Here is a 21,779-nt window from a genome sequence, read left to right on the forward strand (position 1 = left end):
CACTTCAGGTGGATGAAGGAGGAGCAGATGAAGATTACTTTAGGCCGACAATCCATTCTGCTTTTGGGCGTGAATGGATTGTTTGCGTTAGCCGGAGCACTGTCGGGAACCTTTTTGAATGTGTTTCTGTGGAAAAGCCGCCCGGATTATGCCATGTTGGGATGGTTCACTCTCAGCCAGCAACTGACCATTGGACTGACATTCTGGCTTGCTGGCAAATGGGTCAAGGAACACAATAAAATGAGTGCACTTCGACTAGGTACTGCGCTGTCCGGCATATTTTATATGATCGTCCTCTGGGCTGGCTCCAAAGCAGTAGACTGGATATGGCCATTGGGTATTCTATTAGGTTGTTCACTGGGGCTGTTCTGGATCGCATTTAATGTTGTGTATTTTGAAATAACGGATCGGGAAAACAGGGATCTATTCAATGGCTGGGTCGGGTTACTTGGCTCGATGACCGGAATTATAGGTCCGTGGTTCTCCGGTCTGATTATTACTCGCATGACAGACAACACAGGATATCGGCTCATCTTTACGGTATCACTCGTCATTTATGTCATAGCGGTAGTCTTCAGTTTTTTTCTGAAAAAAAGAAAGGTGAGCGGTACATACCGCTGGTCTGAACCCTGGATACAGCTGTCCAAACCGAATAGTCCCTGGAGGACCTTAGCCTTGGGGTTATTCGCTCAGGGCGCACGGGAAGGTGTCTTTGCCTTCCTGATTGCACTGTTAGTATATTTGGCCACAGCACAGGAGTACAAATTGGGGCAGTTTTCACTCATCACTTCAGCTGTGGCACTCCTAAGTTATTGGACAGCCGGGAAGTGGTTCAAACCACAGTTCAGATCGAAAGGCATGTTCATCGGGGCCCTCATTCTGCTCGTTGTGCTGCTTCCTCTTCTCTGGAAAGTGACCTATGGTACATTGTTAATCATGGGAATTGGGAGTGCTGTTGCGATGCCGTTGTATGTACTTCCAATGATATCAGCGGGATTCGACATGATGGGCACCAGTGGCGAAAATGTGGAGAAAAGGGTTGAACTTGTCGTTTTGAGAGAATTATGCCTGATGCTTGGCAGACTATTTGGATTGGCCATATTCATTGTGACGGTCATAAATGCTCCGTCTCTACACATGTTAACATGGCTTATTATTATCCTTGGTGCTTCTCCACTTATCGGATGGATCTTCATGCGCAAATTATTGAACCGAACGGAGGGGCAAGAGCCTGCGGCTTAGCAGGTCTCGAAATACAAACAGGGTACAGCGACAGGAAAGAGAACTTTCCGTGTGCTGTACCCTATTTGTATTGATTTGTTTTCCTGTTACACAGGAGATGGTTTACTTGTGCGTGTGAGTGAGAACAGATCCATATCAGGATTCTGTTTGCCGGCAATGGCATCCACAATTAAGGAAGCAGCAATCATGCTGTATACGGTCCCGTTACCTCCGTATCCTTCTACAAAATATGAATGCGGATAATCGGGATGGGTACCAATCAGAGGGAGACCATCATTCGTATTACCAAACACGGCACCCCAGGCATAATCGACTTCAAGATCATCTAAAGGGAAATAGGAACGTACCTCTTCCAGGAGTGTATCTCCCCGGTGTTTTGCCCGTATTTCACGTTGATCCTCCCGAGGTATTTCTTCATCCAAACCGCCTGCGATGATTCTTCCGTCGGGTGTTGTTCGCATATACAAATAGGGGCGTGCCGTCTCCCAAATCATGCTGTGTTCAGACCATTCACTAAGATCAGACAATGGTTTGGTAGCAATCGCATAAGTCGTTTTCAGATAGGCTCCACGATCCTTTTTGATGTCCTGTGTCTCGTAACCGGCAGCAAATATAACCTTCTTGGCACGGATTTTACCGTTGGAAGTGTGACATAATACACCTTCTTCATCGTACTCACAGTGTATCATCTCCGTCTGGCCATAAATTCGAGCGCCATGATTATTTGCGGATTCAAACAAGGCATGAACAAAACGATAGGGGTTCACTTCTGCATCTCCCATCGTGTATAGGGCAGCGGGTTTACTGAAAGGAAAATGCTTGCTTATTTTGTCAGCATCCCATAATTCAGCTTCAAAACCATAACGTTTCAGCGTCTCGTATTCTTCCTTCAGTAGAGTTACATCATCTTCGCTACTTGCAAAACAAAGACTTGTTCGAGGGATAAACCAAGGGTCTGTATCTAAACTGTCTGCAATTTGAGCAAGCTGTTTCATGGCCTCACGACATAGCTCATAAAAGCGTACGCCTGTCGCTTCACCAAAAGTATGGATACATGAGGTTAGTGTTTTGTCATTGGTATATTGTAAAAGACCTGTATTGGCAGAACTGCTGCCGTGGGCAATATCTCTCTTGTCAATGACAACGGTATTAATACCCTGCTCCGTGAGTAGTTTAGATGTCAATGCGCCCCCCATGCCTCCACCAATGATGAGGCAGTCACAAGAGATGTCTTCTTGCAGAGCAGAATAATCAAATGTTGCATTAAAAGTGGAGGGCCAAAAAGGTGTGCCATAGACCAAATCCATTAGAAACATCTCCTTTACGAATTCAATTTGTATACTTTTGTGTGACCGGGTTAACAATAATTGCGCATAAACTATATGCCGAGGAGGCCAGCGAAACATGCAGAATCATACGATGCAAGCACTGAGTCCCAAGGAATTAAACTATATTGCGGACTCGATCACCAATGAAGAACTGCTGATTAAGCAGTGTGCAGCAACAGCTTCCATCACACATAATCCACAAATTCAACAGGCACTGAATCACTATGTTCGCTCACATGAACAGCATCTGAACACGCTTGTCAATGCGCTTCAGCAACATCAGTCACTTGCCCCGACACAAGCTCAGTAATTGAAGACTATTCTAACTGTATAGGAGGAGAATACATGTATTCACAATCTTTATCATCTAATGGCTCTTTTATGCAAGAGCAAGATCTGCTGAAGTCTATTCTTGCAGATTTGAGACGAACCTCGCGCGAATATACGACTGCGACTACGGAAGCATCCTGCCCGATGACACGTCGAATGTTCACCGATTTAACGAATGATACTCTGAGATTGCAAGGAGAGCTGTTCAATCTGATGCAGCAAAACAACATGTATTCTGTGTCGGCCAAAGCACTCCGTCAGGATGTGGACAAGCAGCTCCAGTCTGCACAACAGGCCCAACAGAAGTGTCAGCAATTCATTCAGGAAAAGAATACGCAGAACAGCTCGTACAGCCAAGCTCCTAATGTTCCTCAGCATCAGCCGAATTACGGTAACCCTTATTACATGTAACCTTTGCAAAAGGGGTTTGAAGCACCTAACATTCCAGGACCATACCACCGCCTGCCCGAATTCAGGGCAGGCGGTCTTTTGTCTATGCATCAACGTTAAATTCATGTAATATAAGTATTAATTCATTTTCAGGAACCTGTATGACGCTGGAGGGAAAACCATGAAAGATTTGAACGATCTGCAATTAAAAGTTCTGGATCTGTTGAAGGAAGACGCGAGAAGGACTCCCACACTGCTGTCGACGCTGCTGGGGGAGTCGGAAGACAAGATCAAAAATGCGGTGGCACAGCTTGAACAAGACCACGTCATCGTGAAATACGCAACCGTCGTGAACTGGAGCAAAATAGATGATGAAAAAGTAACCGCCCTGATTGAGGTTCAGATCACGCCGGAGCGTGGTCGTGGCTTTGAAGGGATTGCCGAGCGCATTTATCTCTATCCGCAAGTGAAATCCGTATATCTCATGTCAGGTGCATACGATCTGCTCGTTGAAGTGGAAGGTGGCAACCTGCGTGAAGTCGCTAATTTTGTGTCGGAGAAACTGTCTCCGATAGACTCTGTACTTTCAACCAAAACGAATTTTATACTTAAAAAATATAAGCAGGACGGGATTATCTTTGAAGACCATCAAGAAGACAACCGTCTCATGATCTCGCCGTAAAGGAAGATGTGTCATGATAGTGAATGAACAGACAACCGGGAACAATAAGAAAATGACAACTTATCTGGCACCCCTCGTGCAGCAGATACCTCCATCCGGAATTCGTAAATTTTTTGATCTGGTTGGAGACAACAAGGATATTATTACATTGGGTGTGGGTGAACCTGATTTTGTTACACCTTGGCATATGCGTGAAGCCTGTGTCTACTCGCTGGAAAGAGGTATGACCAGTTACACATCCAACGCAGGTATGCCGAAGTTGAGAGAAGCCATCAGTGAATATCTGGATACTCAGTTTGATACCAAATACGATCCCAAGGATGAGATTATTGTCACCGTGGGTGGCAGTGAAGCGATTGATCTGGCTTTGCGCGCGTTAATCGTACCTGGCGACGAGATTCTCATTCCTGAACCTTCCTACGTGGCTTATTCACCAATCGCTTCAATCGGTGGCGGTATACCGGTTGGGGTTGAAACCTACGCAAAAGATCAGTTCAAGTTAACGGCCGAAGCACTTGAAGCTGGCATCACACCGAAGTCGAAAGTGGTTATTCTGTGTTATCCGAGTAATCCCACTGGGGCCATCATGACGTATGAAGAGTGGCTGCCGATTGCTGAAGTGATTAAAAAGCATGATCTGATTGTAATCGCTGATGAAATCTATGCTGAATTGACGTACACACAAAAACATGTTAGCTTTGCAGCTATTCCTGAAATGAAGGAGCGAACAATTCTCGTAAGCGGATTTTCGAAGGCATTTGCAATGACAGGTTGGCGGATCGGTTACATGTGTGGTCATCCTGAGCTTATTGCAGCCATGCTCAAAATCCATCAGTATACAGTAATGTGTGCACCGGCCATGGGTCAGGTTGCTGCACTTGAGGCATTGACGAACGGTTTGGGTGAGAAAGATCGGATGGTAGAATCATATAATCAGCGTAGACGTTTAATTGTGCAGGGATTCAGGGATATTGGACTTGATTGTCATGAACCTCAGGGAGCATTCTATGCATTCCCGAGCATTCAAAAGACAGGTATGAGTTCCGACCTGTTTGCTGAGCGATTGTTAACGGAGAATAAAGTTGCTGCTGTTCCCGGCAATGTTTTTGGCCCTCAGGGTGAAGGCTTCTTGCGCTGTTCTTATGCTACTTCTGTAACCCAATTGAATGAAGCTTTGGAACGAATCGGAAACTTTGTTTACAAACTGCAAAAAGAGGGTTAATACTAAAGTAGAATCTTTTTACAAGTGTGACATTGTTATCGTTGGAAAAAAATAACTTTCTTTTACAAAATAATGTGATATAATTTCAATTTGAAATAAGTTTTCATATATTTGGAAAACATTTTTCCGAGGAGGGGTTAGCTTTGTTTTGTGTTGAATATGATTTACCGACGAATCGTGGGCACGTTCTGGCAGAAGGCGATCATGGCGACCGATGGTCGGTGAAACCCGATAACGCATCTTTGCATGACATTTCCTTGGAAGATGAAATTCATATGCTTCGTCGCAAGATGGAACAGATCTTCCTCGAAGAGAAATCATTCACATCCGATATTGTAATTGAAATCAGCAGTTTGCTGGATTTAAAGATTAATGAGTATATGAAGGCTAACCCGATCAAAGCAAAATAACGTTTATGCCGGATTGAAACGTTTCATTAATCGAATTAGAGAGGGAGACCTGAGAGGGTCTTCTTTTTTTGTATGTGCAAAGGCAGGGTGATCGCCCGATCAAACAGGTTATTTTTTTGCGTGGAACAATTGTGATATATTGGACGTAGGAGACTAAAGGGGGAACTGGAATGAAGAGATTTTGGGGGCTTACTGCGATCGTTTCTATCGTTTTTCTGCTTGCTGGTTGTGGTGGTAAAGATGGTTTTTCCATTTTTATCATTGATAACCAAGGAAATCCATCTGTAATCTCAGAACAGTTACAGGCTAATCTGCAACAGAAACTGGGCGAGGAACCCAAGGTGGAAGTGATCACCAGTGCGATGTATGATGTTCAGAAAATTATGGTTGAGTACGCAGCTGGAGGACATGATATCTTCATTTTGCCTGAATCTGACATGAAACAATATGGAAGTAATGGTTCCAATATTCCGCTGGATGATACTTTTGACCCCAAGAAGTTTGAACGGGGTGTATTTGAGGGTGGAGTATTGGTAGAGAAGGGTGAAGGAGATGGAGGTTCAGATATCAAACAAGAATCACATCTTTACGGCATTCCGCTCGAAGATATGAAAATGTTTAAAGATGTAGAATATGCTGCGAGCAATCTGTTCGCTACCATTCCAGTGTCATCTTCCAATGTCGAAGAATCCAAGAAAGTGCTGAAGGCGCTGACAGAGTAAAGAAAATTCAGAATGGCTATGGAAGGAGGGAAGCGGATTGCTGATTACGGTCACAGGCGGCATAGGTAGTGGTAAAACCCGGTTTGCCCTCAAGTACGCAGCCGGGATTAGCCGGGAGGGTGTATATTTATCCACTGGTGATCATGATCCCGTTATTCCCGAATTGCCATCCGCTCATTATCGTGCCATTCATGCCGGGAACGGTCAGCATCTGACAGAGGTGATCACCCAGATTAATCGGGAATCCAATCTGTTTTTGGCGGATCAGCGAATTGTAATTGTAGATAGTTTGACCTCCTGGATGGCTACCAGTTTCAGAGCAACCGAGGATCTGAATCAGCAGCGATCAGAGACACAGCTTTTGCTTGATGCGTTATTGTCTTATCAGGGGAAGCTGCTTGTGATTACCAATGAAATGCATGGCACATTACATCCTACCGAGGAAGAACGAATATTTACAGCGAGAATGGCTTCGGTTAACCGGATGCTGCAGATACATGCTGAAAAGATGTACATGCTGGTATCTGGTCTGGCTATCGATCTTAAGAGTCAGGGCATGCGAAATGAAGATGAACGATAGTGAGATGACATAAACGGGTGACTTAAAGAGGCCTCCTAAACCACGAATGGGTGGCGAGGAGGCTTTATTTAATCATAGTTCTTTATTTTTTCTTTTTGCTACGTCTGATCCACCAGATGATACATCCGATAACAATAATGGCTAGCATGACGTACACCACGATGGAATAGACGTCCATAAAGTGCAAAATGCTCTCCCACGATGCGCCAAGCGCAGCACCGACGCAGACAAGAATGACATTCCAGATCAATGTACCAATGGTTGTAAAGAGAAGGAATAAACCAAATTTCATATTGGACATGCCTGCCGGAATGGAGATAAGACTACGTACGAGGGGAACCATTCGGCAGAATAATACGGTCCACATGCCATATTTGTCAAACCATGCATCGACACGGTGAATATCCTCTTTTTTGATGCGTAGCACATGTCCCCAACGTTCCACAATTTTCACAAGGCGCTCGACGTCAATGAGCAGACCAATACCATACAGCATGACAGCACCAAGGACGGAGCCGATGGTAGCAGCGATAATAACCCCTGGAAGAGTTAGACTGGTGTAAGTGGTCAAGAAACCGCCAAATGGCAAGATGATTTCGGATGGAATCGGGGGGAATACATTCTCAAGAGCAATAATGAGTGCAATGCCTATGTAGCCGTATTGTTCCATGAAATCGGTTATCCAGTTTTGCATAATCGTCTCCCTTTGCTTTTGGTTTCCTTCGATTTGTCGTATACTCGGCAGAGCACACCAATTCTTATATACGTGTACAGCGAGAAACTGGTTTCTGAAAAAATAGCATTCCCGTATTCATTAATGATATTAACAATTGGAGGGATAACGATGGGCATATATACACGAACAGGTGACGAAGGTCAGACCTCGGTTATTGGTGGACGTGTCATCAAGGATGATGACCGAGTAGAGGCTTATGGTACGATTGATGAATTGAACTGTTTTGTCGGTCAGGCGATTAGCCTTATTGAGTCGGCTCAGGGCGAATTCGACGATCTGCGTGAACATCTGCTGGAAGTGCAGCAGGAATTGTTCGATTGCGGGTCGGATCTGGCCTTCGTGAAGATTAGTGAGACTAAATATAAGGTGAGAGATGAAATGGTCACACGTCTGGAGCAATGGATTGACCAGTATGATGCAGAGAATCCGAAAGTGGAACGCTTCATTATTCCAGGTGGCAGCCAGTTATCCTCTGCTTTGCACGTATGCCGTACCGTATGTCGCCGCGCAGAACGTCGCACGGTAACACTGGGACAACATACGGATATTAATCCGTCTGTACGGCGGTATCTAAACCGACTGTCTGATTATTTCTTCGTAGTTGCACGGACGGCCAACGCGAGACAACAGGTGGCCGATATTGAATATGTGCGGAGCAAAAAAGTCTTCCGCCGCAAAGAATGAGCCAATACTATTCGCCCATTGTCTACACGGTGACCGAGCAAGAAGATGGCTGGCTGCTGAAGACCGTGCTTCAGCGGCGGCTGCTGGTGTCCCGCAAGCTCTTGTCCAAAATCAAGCTGACGGAACAAGGCGTTATGCTTAATGGGGAGCGCGTATACATTAGCGTCAAGGTAGCTGCAGGTGATGTCGTTGAAGTTCGGATGGAGCAAGAGGAATCGGATGATATTTTGCCTGAACCTATCCCCTTTACCGTACTGTATGAAGACGAGCATTTGCTTATTGTAAACAAGGATGCCGGCATCATCGTTCATCCAACACATGGTCATTACACGGGGACTTTGGCGAATGGGGTTGTGCATTACTGGAAATCCAAGGGCGAGCGCTTCCGGTTCAGACCGATTCATCGACTTGATCAGGAAACGTCAGGTGTGCTGGCCATAGCCAAGAACCCTTATGTGCATCAGCATGTGTCCGAACAGATGATTGCAGGAACAGTGGATAAGAAATATATTGCACTTGTGCACGGCAGCCCTGTCCCGGAACAAGGATCAGTGGATGGGCCGATTGACCGCGATCCTGAGGAGCCACACCGCCGAATTGTAACGCCTGATGGTTACGCTGCAAGAACGTTGTACACGACTTTAACACGTTGGTCTGGGGGCAGTGCCAGTGCAATAAGTCTCAAGCTGGAAAGTGGAAGAACCCACCAGATCCGGGTACATATGACGTCCATCGGTTGCCCGTTGATCGGAGATCGGATGTACAAGACACTACCTGAGCATGAGATCAATGAACGGACCATTGCTGTTCGGGAAGAACGGGATAGCTGGATCGAACGTCAAGCCTTACACGCCTGCGAATTGACGTTTGAGCATCCAATTCTACAGGAACGCATAACGTTCCATGCCCCTTTGCCAGCAGATATGGCCGCGCTAGAGAATCGTTTGAATGATGACGCAGCTCCCAGAGAAGAATTGTAGGAAGCCTGCAACGAGGCTCTTAGATTTCCTTAGATACGCCCTCTGTGTAGTAGGTGTCGTAGCTTTTTGTACGGTCCATCTTGCTAGGCCCTTTCTGCTTAAGTTTCAACGCTAGTAAGCTATTCCATTGTGAGGGGTGCTATAATGCACTCGAACAACATGCCGTAGGCTAATCTTTATGGTTTAATGTGTTGATGTTTACCCATTTCATGTTAAATATTTCATGAATTCAAATCTCAAAAGCTTTTAAGGATATAAAAGCTGTAAGACTTTGACCCAAAAAATATAGCGAATGAGTGTTTTTGAACACATTCGCAAAAAATCAGTAAAATTACATGGCGATGGTATCGATTTGGAGCGACTTTTGGATTTGCGAAGCAAACCAAGGGAAGCGAGAAGTCGAGACCGGAGCCACACGAAACCGGAGCATTTGGAGGTAAATAAATGAGCAACTTAAAAGTATATCAATATGCCAAATGCGGCACATGCCGCAAAGCTGTAAAGTGGCTTGAAGCGCAAGGACATGAGTTGGAGCTAATCCCCATTTTTGACACACCACCATCAGAATCTGAACTAACAGAATTGATCCAGAAAAGCGGGCTCGAGGTGAAAAAGTTCTTTAATACGAGCGGGGAAGTGTACAAAGAACAACAATTGAAGGACAAGCTGCCAGGCATGTCCGCTGATGAACAGATTCGTTTGTTGGCTTCCAATGGTCGGTTGATCAAACGTCCGATTGTTACGGATGGAGAAAAGGTGACAGTTGGTTTCAAGGAAGAAACGTTCGAGCAGGAATGGAATAACGCATAAGCGTGCTGAATACCAGCCTTGAATTGTTCAAAATTCAGGGCTTTTTTGGCTGAACGATGGTTGGCGGAACTATGCTATAATGATAGAATTAGTTTCGTATTTTATATGCTCGATCAGGATAGGAGAGAACAAATTCAAGTGAATCAACGTAATGAACCTACTTTGTTGCTGGTGGACGGTATGGCGGTGTTGTTCCGTGCTTTTTATGCGACATCTGCAAGCGGATATATCAGACGTACAAAGGCAGGATTGCCTACCAACGCAGTCTACGGATTTATCCGTTATTTCTGGGATGCGGTTCAGACTTTTGGGCCAAGTCATGTCGTATGTTGTTGGGATATGGGCGGTAAGACGTTCCGCGGTGAAGAATATGCAGCCTACAAAGGCAACCGGTCTGAAGCTCCGGATGACCTGATTCCCCAGTTCGCCCTGATTCGTGAAGTCATGGATAGCCTGGGTATTCCGAATATAGGTGCACAAGGATTCGAAGCTGACGATTGCATCGGGACGCTTGCTAAGTATTATACCGAAGAGACAGATATGAATGTTATGGTACTGACGGGTGACCACGACATGTTGCAACTGATTAATGATCGCACGAGTATCATTATTATGAAAAAAGGCCATGGCAACTACATGGTGTACAATCCTGAAACGCTCATGGCAGAGAAACAACTGACACCTCGTCAAGTCATTGACATGAAGGGTCTGATGGGAGATGCCAGTGACAACTATCCCGGAGTACGGGGAATTGGTGAGAAAACAGCGTTGAAGCTTGTACAGGAATATGGCTCCATTGAAGGGATTTTGAGCAACATGGATAAACTGACCCCTTCGGTGCGTAACAAGATTGAGAATGATCTGGACATGCTTCATCTGTCCCGCAAACTGGCAGAGATTCATTGTGCTGTTCCGGTTGCCTGTGCGCTGGATATCTGTGAATTGCGTCTTGATCCGGATATGGTGATGGACAAGTTTGAACAACTTGAGATGAAGAGCCTCGGCTCTTGGATGGGAGTGGCAATAGGGTGAGCAACATGAAGAACGTACGATCAGGCAAAAAGTGGTGGACAGGGGCTATGGCCCTCGTCCTGGCCTTGCCAATAATTCTTTCGGGAGCAGTAAGTGCGCCACAGACAGTGGATGCCAAAGCAGCAATTAGCACCAAAGTACAGAAAGTAAAAGCAGCAGGACGTAATTTTACCGTACAGACCGTTTCGATTCCGAAGGGAACACCGGTTACCGTGGGACTCGCGAAGAAGCAAGTTGGCCAGACGGCTACATTGCCATCGATTGTGAAAGCTTATGGTGCACAAGCAGCCATTAACGGAGCATTTTTCGAAGCATATAACGGAGCACCAGATCCATACGGCATGTTAATAGCAAATGGTAAGGTCATACATATTGGAAGATACGGAACATCCATCGGATTTAAGGAAGATGGCTCGGCGATCATGGATTCACTTCAGGTGAGTTTGACAGGTAAAGTAACAGATACAAAAGGCAAATCACGCAGTTGGTATGCGACATTTATTAATCGAACACCCTCTGCGAATGCAAGCATTACGATGCTGTATACACCTGAACGAGGTGCGACAGTCGGGTTCAAAGGTGGTACTGCAGTAGTCATGGAGAAAGGCATCGTGACCAAAAAAGTGCCTAACACCAATGTAGCCATTCCTAAGAATGGCTCTGTGCTGGTCTTCACAGGCAACCAAAAGTCCTCTTCAGATCGTTTCACCGTTGGTTCAACCGTAGAAATGAATTACAAATATACGAACGCAGCAGGTAAAGAGATTCCTTGGCAAGATGTGGTGACCGCTGTGGGAGCAGGTCCGCGTCTGGTGAAAGACGGCAAGGTAGCTGTAAATCCGACGAGTGAAGGTTTCAAGGATGCCAAGATTCTTAATGCTTCCGGAGCCAGAAGTGGTATCGCAATCATGGCGGACGGTTCTGTTATGCTGGCTACCGTTTCCGGAGCAACAATCAAGGAGTGGGCAGCGGTGATGCAAAAGCTTGGTGCGAAGCAGGCCATGAATCTGGATGGTGGCGCATCCTCAGGCATGTATGCCGGGGGCAAAATGCTGACCTCACCAGGTCGACTTTTGAGTAATACACTCGTATTTGGTGGCTCTGTTCGTTAAAAGAAAGTGATTATGGGAGGAATGACGCAAATGACACTCACATCTGATCGAAAGCCAGAGGAGGGTAGTACAGCTGTTCTGGCCATCAATGTAGGACTGCCGCAACCGCTCTCTGGGCAGAAGCGTGAAGTGCTGAGCGGCATTGTGAAACACCCTGTATCCGACGCGGTTTTCCTGTCATTCACTGGAATGGCAGGGGATGCGCAGGCGGATCTGGTGCATCATGGAGGCCCTGACAAGGCCGTTTGTGTATACGATTACAGTCGTTATCCGGAGCTGGAACAGTTGATGGATCGCAAGCTGGACTGGGGAGCTTGTGGAGAAAATCTGACGGTTGAAGGCTGTGCCGAAGAAGTCGTTCGGATTGGTGATGTTTACGAGTTGGGCGAAGCCACAGTGCAGGTCAGTCAGCCCAGACAACCTTGCTTCAAGCTGGGCGCGCGGTATGATTATAAGGAACTGCCTGTATATTTTCAGGAGAGTGGATATACCGGCTTTTACTTTCGTGTGCTACAAGAAGGTGAGGTAAGTCCTTCATCGACATTTCGTCGGATCAGCACCGATCCTGCATCAATGACCGTTCTTGAAGCCAATCGAATTATGCATCAGGGGAAAGAAAATGTCGAAGGTATCCAGGCGCTGCTGGCCATTTCTGCATTGTCAGACAGCTGGAGGCAGACGTTAATGAAACGATTGTCCAAGCTGGAGAACAAGTAGCAGGATAACTATAGTGTCATCAAGTAAAGCACGAAAAATGATTTCCTTTTTAAACTAACTTGGGAGTGTGACTAACATGACGATCTTAGGCGCAATTGAAGCAGGCGGAACCAAATTTGTATGTGGTATTGGCACAGAAAACGGAGAAGTTCTGGAACGCGTAAGTTTTCCAACAACAACACCGGAAGAGACAATGGCTCAAGTGATTTCGTTTTTTGAAGGCAAAGGCATTGAAGCTCTGGGCGTAGGTTCATTTGGTCCGATTGATCCGATTGAAGGAAGCCCGACGTATGGCTATATCACAACAACACCGAAGCCACATTGGGGACAATATAACGTGATTGGCAAGCTCAAGGAGCATTTTGATGTACCGATGACATTTGATACGGATGTGAATGGTGCGGCACTTGGAGAAGCAACCTGGGGCGCTGCACAAGGTCTTGAGAGCTGTCTGTATATCACGGTGGGTACAGGTATTGGTGCAGGTGCTGTAGTTGGCGGTAAAATGGTCCATGGATTGTCACATCCAGAGATGGGACATATCATTGTACGCAGACATCCGGAGGATACATACGAAGGTTTCTGTCCGTATCATGGCGACTGCCTCGAAGGCCTTGCAGCAGGCCCAGCCATTAACAAACGTTGGGAGCAACCGGCTTATGAACTGCCTGCAGATCATAAAGCATGGGAGATTGAAGCACATTACCTGGCACATGCACTGATGAATTATGTTCTCATTCTCTCTCCACAGAAAATCGTAATGGGTGGCGGAGTAATGAAGCAGGAGCACCTGTTCCCGATGGTTCGTAGCAAACTGCAGGAGTTGCTGGCTGGATATGTTCAGCATCCCGCACTTCAATCCGAGATTGACCAGTATGTTGTTTCACCGGGACTTGGTGACAATGCGGGACTATGTGGTTCGCTGGCGCTTGCCAAACTGGCATTAAATAAGTAGATCAATAAGGGATTGACGAATTTTACCATTGTGGTATGATATGGGCAACAGCATAGTACGGTTAATGAGGAAGCACCTCTCTTGCATGGATTTTGCAGGAGAGGTGTTTTTTTGTGCTGCCTTTAGGTAGTGTAGCTAACCCGTTTAGGCTGAAATGTTAAAGGGAGGGAACGGAGATGGAAGTCATTTTCATGAACAGATTGTCCAGAATGTCAGATCAAAATGCAGAGTATGCACAGCTATGGATTGGGGAAGAGGAGGATGGTTGGCAGCTGGGATGGAGTCGCTACGAGGAAGGAGAACGTGAGGACAGCATCTGGTATGAAGGGACTTCTTGGGAGGAACTGCTTCATATTTATCGTCATCAGCTCGCCATACAGATGAGTGAGGGATACCGACCGCAGTTACAGGGGTTATTTCATGAGAATGATGATTTGAAGTTGCGCAGTTATGGTGGGCAGCGACTCCATTGTTACAGTGAGTTATACGGCAATGAGCAGTTATATACGGATTTGTGCGCCTGGCGTAGAAAGAGAGCCGTGTCTGACCGGAAGGCACCGTATTTTATTGCAACGAATCGTCTGCTGCGTTTGATCAGTGCCTTTGTGCCGCAATCGATGGATGAACTGATGCAATTGCCGGGCGTAGGGGAGAGCAAAGCGACCGACTATGGTGCGGAATGGATGGAGATTACGAACGGGTTGGAGCGTTCAACGACATTCCCGCTTGAATGGGTGTACACGGCGCTGAAGGAAGAAGAGTATGAGAACTGGTTATACAAGCAGAGAGAGCAGAAGTACAAACAGGAACTTGATAAGTTCACCACGCGCAAGCAGGTGCTTGAAGGCATGAAGGAAGGGCATACGTTAGAAGAAATCGTTAATCGATCCGGATTATCCCGACGCGAGTTGATTGAGCTGTTAGAGACACTGGATCTCGAAGGTTATGACACCGATTGCCTTCTTGATGTGGAGCTTGCTGTGATGCCAGAGAACGAACAAGAGGCTGTATGGAGTGCATATGAGGAGCTGGGAGATACGTTCCTGAAGCCAGTATTACATAAGGTGTATGGAGCGGAGAAGCCCGACGGAGGAAGTCTGGAGCAGGTCTATGAAAAACTGCGCATGATTCGCATCCGCTTCCGTCGGCATGCAGAGACAGAGCGGAATGTAAGTTAGTTGCAGGGTATAGAAAAAGACGACGCGTTCCTCCAAGAGGAGCGCATCGTCTTTGTTATTTCGTACGAGTTCATACCCAGTCTTTTTTGCGGAAAATGAAGAACATGCTCAGGCCCAGTGTAACCATCAGGCCAATTACAACAAAATAGCTGTATTTCCAGTTAAGCTCGGGCATATTCGTAAAGTTCATACCGTATATTCCGGTAATAACCGTCAGCGGCATGAAGACCGTGGTAATGGCGGTAAACACACGCATGATCTCATTCGCCCGGTTCGCTATACTGGATTGGTAGGCTTCTCGCAAGTTGCCCATCAGGTCGCGATAAGTCTCAAAGGTTTCCGAAATTTTTACGGCATTTTCATAGATGTCACTGAAATACTTTTGCAGTTGATCATCGATGAGACGCAGATCTTTTTTGTTCAGTGTGTTAATGACCTCTTTCTGAGGTCCAAGGACTTTTTTCAGCCACAGAATCTCACTGCGCAGCCCGATGATTTCATTCAGATGTGACTTTTTGGTATGCATCAGAATGTCTTCCTCAAGCTTCTCAATCCGTGCTTCAATTCGGTCACCTACGGTGAAATAATTATCAACAATCAAGTCAACCAGCAAATAGAGCAGACGATCCGGTGTACTGATTTCCTGTTCCCACAGGATTGGTTTCAGTGTGCGCAATTCGCTGACCTTTTGCTTCGTAACACTAATAATAAAATGTCTGCCAAGGAACAAGTTGACTGCACGCAGAAAAATCTCTTCATCATCGAAACGTATGCTATTGATTACAATAAAATAATGGTTCTCATAAATTTCAATCTTCGGACGTTGTTCTTCGTCACTAAGACAGTCTTCCACAGCCAGATCATGCATCAAGAACAGCGGTTGAAGTACCGCCAAATCGTCTACATCTGCATCAATCCAGTAAAATCCTTCCGCTGGTGGAGTCAGCGCCTGCTGAATATCGTCCACCGGAATAAACACACCGTTGTTTACCAACCGGATTTTCATCGTTAATCTACTCCTTCTGCACCCGCCAACTCGGCGGATATTATCATTATGGGCGCAAAAAGAACAAATCAGCCGGTCGGCAGCGGAGCCTGGAGATCAGGGCTGCGTTCACTATATAATCAAACGGAAGTCACGTCCCGCTGCCGGCATGCTGATGTCAATTCTCTATGCAGTTTGTCGGAATTCGGCTGCCAGTCAGGCCTCGGGTCGCCATCCATTTAATATGTCACCTCTCACATAAGGGTTTATAACACCTTGTTTAGTATACCGCTGGTACAAGGTGCTTTCAAGCGCAAAAATGTGTCTATTTCGCGCCCTGAGGCAGTGTATGACAACGGATGAAGAACGGTTCCGATCTGGACAGCAGACAGAGAACTGCACCTTGACGTAAGGGCATTAATGTAATAAAGTAGACGGTGAACCATATTAAATTACAATCTAATACAGCGAAATCTTATCAAGAGTAGGTGGAGGGACTGGCCCGATGAAACCCGGCAACCGGCGGTATACCGCACGGTGCTAATTCTTGCAGCGACCTAGTGTCAAGTGGCACTGTTGTAACTGAGAGATGAGAGAGGCGCATATCTATTTACATATGACCTTTCTCGAAATCCGAGGAAGGTCTTTGTCATATGCCCCGACTTCTCAGCAGTGATTTTCGCTAAGGAACTTGAGGTTGTTTGTAACGTTGGATGAAAGAGCAATTCAATGTTTTTACAAGCTCAAGGCAGTCTGTCACTGTATTGATATGAAGACATCAAGCCAGTGGCAGTTGCATCTATCTATGCACAAGGAGGAGTTAGACTTACCATGCCAATCAAAATTCCGGATACTTTACCAGCAAAAGAAGTACTTGAAGGAGAGAATATCTTCGTCATGGATGAAACTTCTGCATACCAGCAGGATATTCGTCCACTCCGTATCGCTATATTAAACCTGATGCCGACAAAGGAAACGACCGAAACACAATTGCTTCGTCTGGTCGGAAACACGCCTATTCAGGTGGATGTTGTTCTCGTACACCCCAAATCCCATACGTCGAAGAATACGTCTCAGGAGTATTTGGATCTGTTCTATAAAACCTTCGACGAGATTGAACACCGACGTTTCGATGGCATGATTATTACGGGTGCCCCGGTGGAACAGATGGATTTCGAAGACGTGAACTATTGGAATGAGATCCAGGAGATCTTCGAATGGACCAAAACCAATGTGACTTCAACCCTCCACATATGTTGGGCTTCCCAAGCAGGTTTATACCATCATTTTGATGTGCCGAAAGTACCACTTGATGAAAAGTGCTTTGGCGTTTTCCCACATACGATCAATAAACCACATGTTCCATTGTTGCGTGGATTTGATGAAGTATTCAACGTTCCACATTCCCGTCATACGGAAGTGAGACGCGAAGATATTGAAAAGAATGAAAATTTAGAGATTTTGGCTGAATCCGAGGAAGCGGGTATCTTCCTGGTTGCGACCAAAGACGGCAAACAAATTTTTGCCACAGGTCATGCCGAGTACGACCCGTTCTCATTAAAGTGGGAGTATGACCGGGATGTAGCCAAAGGATTGGATATTGCATTGCCTAGACACTATTATCCAAATAACGATCCTTCCCGTGTGCCACCGGCTACCTGGCGCGCTCATGCCAACTTATTATTCTCTAACTGGCTCAATTACTATGTGTATCAAGAAACACCTTACGATATTGGCCCGCAAATCTAATCGAGATTACAGGAGGATGCAGCAATGGAAGACAACAACAAGTTGAAAATTGAAAGCCGCTTAGCACAAATAGGGTCCATCAATGAACCGGTAACAGGCGCCATTAACTTTCCGATCTATCAATCCACTGCGTTTCGCCACCCGAAGCTAGGACAAAGCACGGGGTTTGATTATATTCGTACGACGAATCCAACCCGTAAAGTGTTGGAAGAAGCGGCTGCAGCGCTGGAGTCCGGTGATGCAGGGTTTGCCTGTAGCTCGGGTATGGCCGCCCTGCAAACGATTTTTGCCATGTTTGGTCAAGGAGATCATCTTATAGTATCGCTGGATCTGTATGGTGGAACCTATCGCCTGCTCGAACGCATTTTGTCCCGTTTCGGTGTAACCGCAAGTTATGTGGACACGAATGACCTGGCAGCACTGGAGAAGGTTCGTCAGCCAAATACCAAAGCCGTATTTATTGAGACACCTACCAATCCATTGATGATGATCACAGATGTGGAAGCCGTTGCTTCCTGGGCGAAAAAGTACAGCCTGTTGACCATTGTTGACAACACGTTGTTGACTCCATTTTTCCAACGTCCGATTGAACTGGGTGCCGATATCATCATTCATAGCGCTACCAAATATCTGGGCGGACACAATGATGTGCTGGCCGGACTAATTATAACCAAGGGTGAGGCATTATCTGCAGAGATGGCGTTCCTGCATAATTCCATTGGAGCGGTATTGTCTCCAAGTGACTCCTACCAGTTGATGAAAGGGATGAAAACGCTGGCTCTTCGCATGGAGCGTCATGAATACAATGCGCTTACCATTGCCAAATACTTGCTTGAGCATCCAGCGGTGGGTGAAGTGTATCATCCAGGCCTGTCCGATCATCCGGGGTATGAGGTGCAGAATAAACAATCCACAGGTAACACAGGTATTTTCTCTTTTAAAGTAAAGGATGCACGTTACGTTGAACCATTGCTGCGTCATATCAAACTGATTGCTTTTGCCGAAAGTCTCGGTGGAGTGGAATCACTCATGACCTACCCAGCGGTACAAACGCATGCGGATATTCCGCTTGAAATCCGTGATGCTGTAGGTGTCGATGACCGACTGCTCCGGTTCTCTGTAGGCATTGAACATGCGGATGATCTGATTGCAGATCTTGGCAATGCTCTGACAGCTGCACAACAGGAAGTTGAAGGAGGCGTGCACTCATGAGTGAGTCCAACAACAAGCCCAATTCTGAATTGAAATTTGATACCAAATTGCTTCATTTTGGTGATGAAATTGACAAAACAACTGGAGCCTCCAGTGTGCCAATCTATCAAGCCTCAACCTTCCATCATTTTGATATCTTCAATCCGCCTCAACATGATTACAGTCGTTCGGGTAATCCGACACGTCAGGCTCTGGAAGATTACATCACACTGCTGGAGGGCGGAGCGCGAGGATTCGCCTATTCATCGGGGATGGCTGCGATCTCCAGCGTGTTCATGATGTTCTCCGCAGGGGATCACATGATTGTAACGGAAGATGTATATGGAGGCACGTATCGGTTGCTTACTTCGATATTAAGCCGTATGCAGATTGAGACGACTTTTGTGGACATGACCAATATAGATGAAGTAAAAGCGGCGCTCAAGCCGAACACCAAGGCAGTTTATATGGAAACACCGTCCAACCCTACTCTGCGTATTACGGATATCGCTGCCGTAACTGACTGGTCGAAGGAACATGACCTGATCACGATTCTGGATAACACCTTTATGACACCGTACTATCAGCGTCCAATTGAGCTTGGTGTGGATATCGTCGTACATAGTGCTACCAAGTTCCTAGGGGGGCATAGTGATGTGTTAGCAGGCTTAGCAGTTGCTCGCACGGAATCACTTGGCGTACAACTGAAACAGTTGCAAAATGGACTTGGAACTGTACTCGGGGCACAAGAATCCTGGCTTCTGATGCGCGGGATGAAAACCTTGGGGGCTCGTATGGCTCATAGTGAACGGAGTACAGCCAGACTTGCGGCATGGCTTAATGAGCGCAGTGATATTACCGCTGTCTTTTACCCTGGACTGGAGGATCATCCGGGCCGCGAGGCACATGAGCGCCAGTCAACAGGATATGGAGCTGTCGTTTCATTTGACGTCGGTTCAGGAGATCGTGCAAAAGCAGTTCTTAACCGGGTGAAGCTACCCATTGTTGCTGTAAGCCTGGGAGCTGTCGAGAGTATTCTGTCCTACCCAGCGATGATGTCTCATGCAGCAATGCCGGCTGAGGTTCGCCGGGACCGTGGCATTACAGACGGGTTGCTGCGTTTCTCGGTAGGTCTGGAAGATATCGAAGATCTGATTGTAGATTTGGAACAAGCACTTCAGGAATCCTAACAAAAGGGAGTGTCCAAATACCCTTATGAGTATCACTTAAGTTCGGATAAATTCCATTCCATATGTAAAAATTTTTACTTATTTTTAAAGCACCTGTACATAAGGTGCTTTTTTTCACATGTAACCTGTGTTACGATATGTGGAGTACAGAAATGCGATGTTGCCACCAGAACTTGCTTCTTTTGAACAAGTTGGGACGGATCGTTATATAATTTCTCTTCATGAGGGAGGCTTTTTTACGATGAGTACGGTAGACCGTATCTTAGATAAAGCCCTTCGGGGCGAACGTTTGGACTTGGAAGACACGATTCAGTTATTTGAATCCAATGAAGTGGACAAAATCGGGGCAGCTGCTAATGTCGTTATGAAACGCATGCACCCTGAGCCATACAGAACATTTGTAATTGGGCGTAACGTCAACTACACGAACGTGTGTGATGTGTACTGCCGTTTTTGTGCTTTCTATCGCAGACCTGGTTCAGATGAAGGTTATGTGCTTCCAGATGAAGTTATTTTCCAGAAGATTCAGGAAACGGAAGATGTGAATGGTACCGAAATTTTGATGCAAGGTGGTACGAATCCAAACTTGCCTTTCAGCTATTATACAGACCTGTTGAAAGCCATCAAGGAGCGTTTCCCGAACATCACGATGCACTCGTTCTCACCTGCTGAGATTATGAAAATGGTTGAAGTCTCCGATGGCCTTACATTGGAAGAGGTTGTTCGTGCTATACACGAAGCTGGACTGGATTCCTTGCCTGGCGGCGGCGCTGAAATTCTGGATGACCGTACACGCCGGAAAATCAGCCGTTTGAAAGGTTCATGGCGGGATTGGATGGACGTTATGCAAACTGCACACCGCATCGGCATGAATACCACGGCAACGATGGTTATCGGCCTTGGTGAATCGATGGAAGAGCGTGCTTTACACTTGCTCCGTGTACGTGAAGCTCAGGATGAATGTATTGCGAACAAGTATGATTCCGAAGGTTTCCTGGCGTTCATTCCTTGGACTTTCCAGCCAGACAATACCAACCTTAAGCTGGAGCGTCAGACGCCGGAAGAGTACTTGAAGACTGTAGCCATCAGCCGACTGGTGCTTGATAATATTAAGAACATTCAATCCTCTTGGGTAACCATGGGTCCTGAGATCGGTAAGAAGTCGCTTGAATTTGGATGTAATGACTTCGGCAGCACCATGATTGAAGAGAACGTTGTATCTGCTGCAGGTGCAACTTACAAAGTGAACATTGAATCCATTTTACGTTTGATTCGAGAGGCCGGTTATATTCCCGCACAACGTAACACCCGTTACGACATCTTGCGCATGTTCGATGAAGAGAATACCGTGCATGAAGATTTCGTAATGCAGAACTAATTATAATATTTGTATACCACTTCCATATATGCTGATCGTTAGATGAGTATTAATGAAGCAAGCCCGCTGACTACTCCCTCTGGAGGAACGGCGGGCTTTTTGATTTTTTCTGGAGATTGAGGTCATTAAACAGTACATGTTACGCAATTGGCGATATTTTATATTGTAATTGAACT

General features: G+C 46.1%; 23 protein-coding genes and 1 riboswitch. Of the genes, 20 read left to right on the forward strand and 3 right to left on the reverse strand.

All coding sequences use genetic code 11. The features are described 5' to 3' along the window. Positions 1-27 precede the first annotated feature (27 nt). Positions 28-1,242 carry an MFS transporter gene (locus MKX40_RS08710; protein ID WP_339240837.1) on the forward strand — a complete coding sequence of 405 codons (1,215 nt, stop codon included), beginning with the start codon at positions 28-30 and terminating at the stop codon, positions 1,240-1,242. Positions 1,243-1,328: 86 nt separating this feature from the next. On the opposite strand, the gene MKX40_RS08715 is transcribed toward MKX40_RS08710, so the two are convergent. After that, positions 1,329-2,549: an FAD-dependent oxidoreductase gene (locus tag MKX40_RS08715; RefSeq protein ID WP_339240839.1), complete on the reverse strand. Its 1,221-nt coding sequence runs from the start codon at positions 2,547-2,549 to the stop codon at positions 1,329-1,331. Positions 2,550-2,646: 97 nt separating this feature from the next. Between MKX40_RS08715 and MKX40_RS08720 the strand changes: the two genes are divergently transcribed. From MKX40_RS08720 to MKX40_RS08750, 7 genes are all read left to right on the forward strand, one after another. Beyond that, positions 2,647-2,880: a hypothetical protein gene (locus tag MKX40_RS08720; protein WP_339240841.1), complete on the forward strand. Its 234-nt coding sequence runs from the start codon at positions 2,647-2,649 to the stop codon at positions 2,878-2,880. A 35-nt stretch (positions 2,881-2,915) separates the two neighbouring features. Further along, positions 2,916-3,311: a spore coat protein gene (locus tag MKX40_RS08725; protein ID WP_339240842.1), complete on the forward strand. Its 396-nt coding sequence runs from the start codon at positions 2,916-2,918 to the stop codon at positions 3,309-3,311. Positions 3,312-3,471: 160 nt separating this feature from the next. Then, positions 3,472-3,972 (forward strand): Lrp/AsnC family transcriptional regulator, encoded by a 501-nt coding sequence (locus MKX40_RS08730; RefSeq protein ID WP_237176219.1) that lies wholly within the window; start codon positions 3,472-3,474, stop codon positions 3,970-3,972. Between the two features lie 13 nt (positions 3,973-3,985). Next, complete coding sequence (locus MKX40_RS08735) at positions 3,986-5,194, forward strand: aminotransferase class I/II-fold pyridoxal phosphate-dependent enzyme (protein ID WP_339240843.1); 1,209 nt, start codon at positions 3,986-3,988, stop codon at positions 5,192-5,194. 143 nt (positions 5,195-5,337) lie between these two features. After that, a complete protein-coding gene (locus tag MKX40_RS08740) occupies positions 5,338-5,604 on the forward strand; it encodes an aspartyl-phosphate phosphatase Spo0E family protein (RefSeq protein ID WP_091014723.1) in 267 nt (88 codons plus the stop codon). Between the two features lie 170 nt (positions 5,605-5,774). Then, positions 5,775-6,326 (forward strand): hypothetical protein, encoded by a 552-nt coding sequence (locus tag MKX40_RS08745; protein ID WP_339240844.1) that lies wholly within the window; start codon positions 5,775-5,777, stop codon positions 6,324-6,326. Between the two features lie 37 nt (positions 6,327-6,363). Then, positions 6,364-6,906 carry a bifunctional adenosylcobinamide kinase/adenosylcobinamide-phosphate guanylyltransferase gene (locus MKX40_RS08750; RefSeq protein ID WP_339240845.1) on the forward strand — a complete coding sequence of 181 codons (543 nt, stop codon included), beginning with the start codon at positions 6,364-6,366 and terminating at the stop codon, positions 6,904-6,906. 82 nt (positions 6,907-6,988) lie between these two features. Here the strand turns inward: MKX40_RS08750 and MKX40_RS08755 are convergent, their stop codons facing one another. Then, positions 6,989-7,600, reverse strand: a complete 612-nt coding sequence (locus tag MKX40_RS08755; RefSeq protein WP_339240846.1) for a DedA family protein — start codon at positions 7,598-7,600, stop codon at positions 6,989-6,991. Between the two features lie 150 nt (positions 7,601-7,750). Between MKX40_RS08755 and MKX40_RS08760 the strand changes: the two genes are divergently transcribed. From MKX40_RS08760 to MKX40_RS08795, 8 genes are all read left to right on the forward strand, one after another. After that, entirely contained in the window at positions 7,751-8,326 is a 576-nt protein-coding gene (locus MKX40_RS08760) for a cob(I)yrinic acid a,c-diamide adenosyltransferase (protein WP_339240847.1), read from the forward strand. Next, complete coding sequence (locus MKX40_RS08765) at positions 8,323-9,306, forward strand: RluA family pseudouridine synthase (protein ID WP_339240848.1); 984 nt, start codon at positions 8,323-8,325, stop codon at positions 9,304-9,306. Before MKX40_RS08760 ends, MKX40_RS08765 begins: the two co-directional genes overlap by 4 nt. Positions 9,307-9,750: 444 nt before the next feature. Then, the gene (locus tag MKX40_RS08770) at positions 9,751-10,116 is read left to right on the forward strand and encodes an arsenate reductase family protein (protein WP_339240850.1); all 366 of its coding nucleotides are present in this window, start codon (positions 9,751-9,753) and stop codon (positions 10,114-10,116) included. A gap of 138 nt (positions 10,117-10,254) precedes the next feature. Beyond that, a complete protein-coding gene (locus MKX40_RS08775) occupies positions 10,255-11,148 on the forward strand; it encodes a 5'-3' exonuclease H3TH domain-containing protein (protein WP_339240852.1) in 894 nt (297 codons plus the stop codon). A gap of 5 nt (positions 11,149-11,153) precedes the next feature. After that, positions 11,154-12,260 (forward strand): phosphodiester glycosidase family protein, encoded by a 1,107-nt coding sequence (locus MKX40_RS08780; protein ID WP_339240853.1) that lies wholly within the window; start codon positions 11,154-11,156, stop codon positions 12,258-12,260. 30 nt (positions 12,261-12,290) lie between these two features. Then, entirely contained in the window at positions 12,291-12,977 is a 687-nt protein-coding gene (locus MKX40_RS08785; protein WP_339240854.1) for an MOSC domain-containing protein, read from the forward strand. A gap of 76 nt (positions 12,978-13,053) precedes the next feature. Continuing rightward, on the forward strand, positions 13,054-13,932 hold the full coding sequence (locus MKX40_RS08790; protein ID WP_017689617.1) for an ROK family protein: 879 nt from the start codon (positions 13,054-13,056) through the stop codon (positions 13,930-13,932). Positions 13,933-14,108: 176 nt separating this feature from the next. Beyond that, complete coding sequence (locus MKX40_RS08795; RefSeq protein ID WP_339240856.1) at positions 14,109-15,110, forward strand: HRDC domain-containing protein; 1,002 nt, start codon at positions 14,109-14,111, stop codon at positions 15,108-15,110. A 70-nt stretch (positions 15,111-15,180) separates the two neighbouring features. On the opposite strand, the gene corA is transcribed toward MKX40_RS08795, so the two are convergent. After that, positions 15,181-16,116 carry a magnesium/cobalt transporter CorA gene (gene corA / locus MKX40_RS08800; protein ID WP_062833460.1) on the reverse strand — a complete coding sequence of 312 codons (936 nt, stop codon included), beginning with the start codon at positions 16,114-16,116 and terminating at the stop codon, positions 15,181-15,183. A gap of 451 nt (positions 16,117-16,567) precedes the next feature. Beyond that, a riboswitch (SAM riboswitch) is annotated at positions 16,568-16,691 on the forward strand. Positions 16,692-16,926: 235 nt separating this feature from the next. Here corA and metA point away from each other — a divergent pair. The 4 genes from metA (at position 16,927) to mqnC (ending at position 21,603) form a co-directional block, all read left to right on the forward strand. Then, entirely contained in the window at positions 16,927-17,844 is a 918-nt protein-coding gene (gene metA / locus MKX40_RS08805) for a homoserine O-succinyltransferase (protein ID WP_339240857.1), read from the forward strand. Between the two features lie 24 nt (positions 17,845-17,868). After that, positions 17,869-19,056 carry a PLP-dependent transferase gene (locus MKX40_RS08810; protein WP_339240858.1) on the forward strand — a complete coding sequence of 396 codons (1,188 nt, stop codon included), beginning with the start codon at positions 17,869-17,871 and terminating at the stop codon, positions 19,054-19,056. Then, positions 19,053-20,225 carry an aminotransferase class I/II-fold pyridoxal phosphate-dependent enzyme gene (locus MKX40_RS08815; protein WP_339240860.1) on the forward strand — a complete coding sequence of 391 codons (1,173 nt, stop codon included), beginning with the start codon at positions 19,053-19,055 and terminating at the stop codon, positions 20,223-20,225. Before MKX40_RS08810 ends, MKX40_RS08815 begins: the two co-directional genes overlap by 4 nt. Before the next feature lie 241 nt (positions 20,226-20,466). Beyond that, positions 20,467-21,603 carry a cyclic dehypoxanthinyl futalosine synthase gene (gene mqnC, locus MKX40_RS08820; protein WP_339240862.1) on the forward strand — a complete coding sequence of 379 codons (1,137 nt, stop codon included), beginning with the start codon at positions 20,467-20,469 and terminating at the stop codon, positions 21,601-21,603. Positions 21,604-21,779 lie beyond the last annotated feature (176 nt).

This window comes from Paenibacillus sp. FSL R5-0517, from assembly GCF_037974355.1.
Lineage (GTDB): Bacteria > Bacillota > Bacilli > Paenibacillales > Paenibacillaceae > Paenibacillus.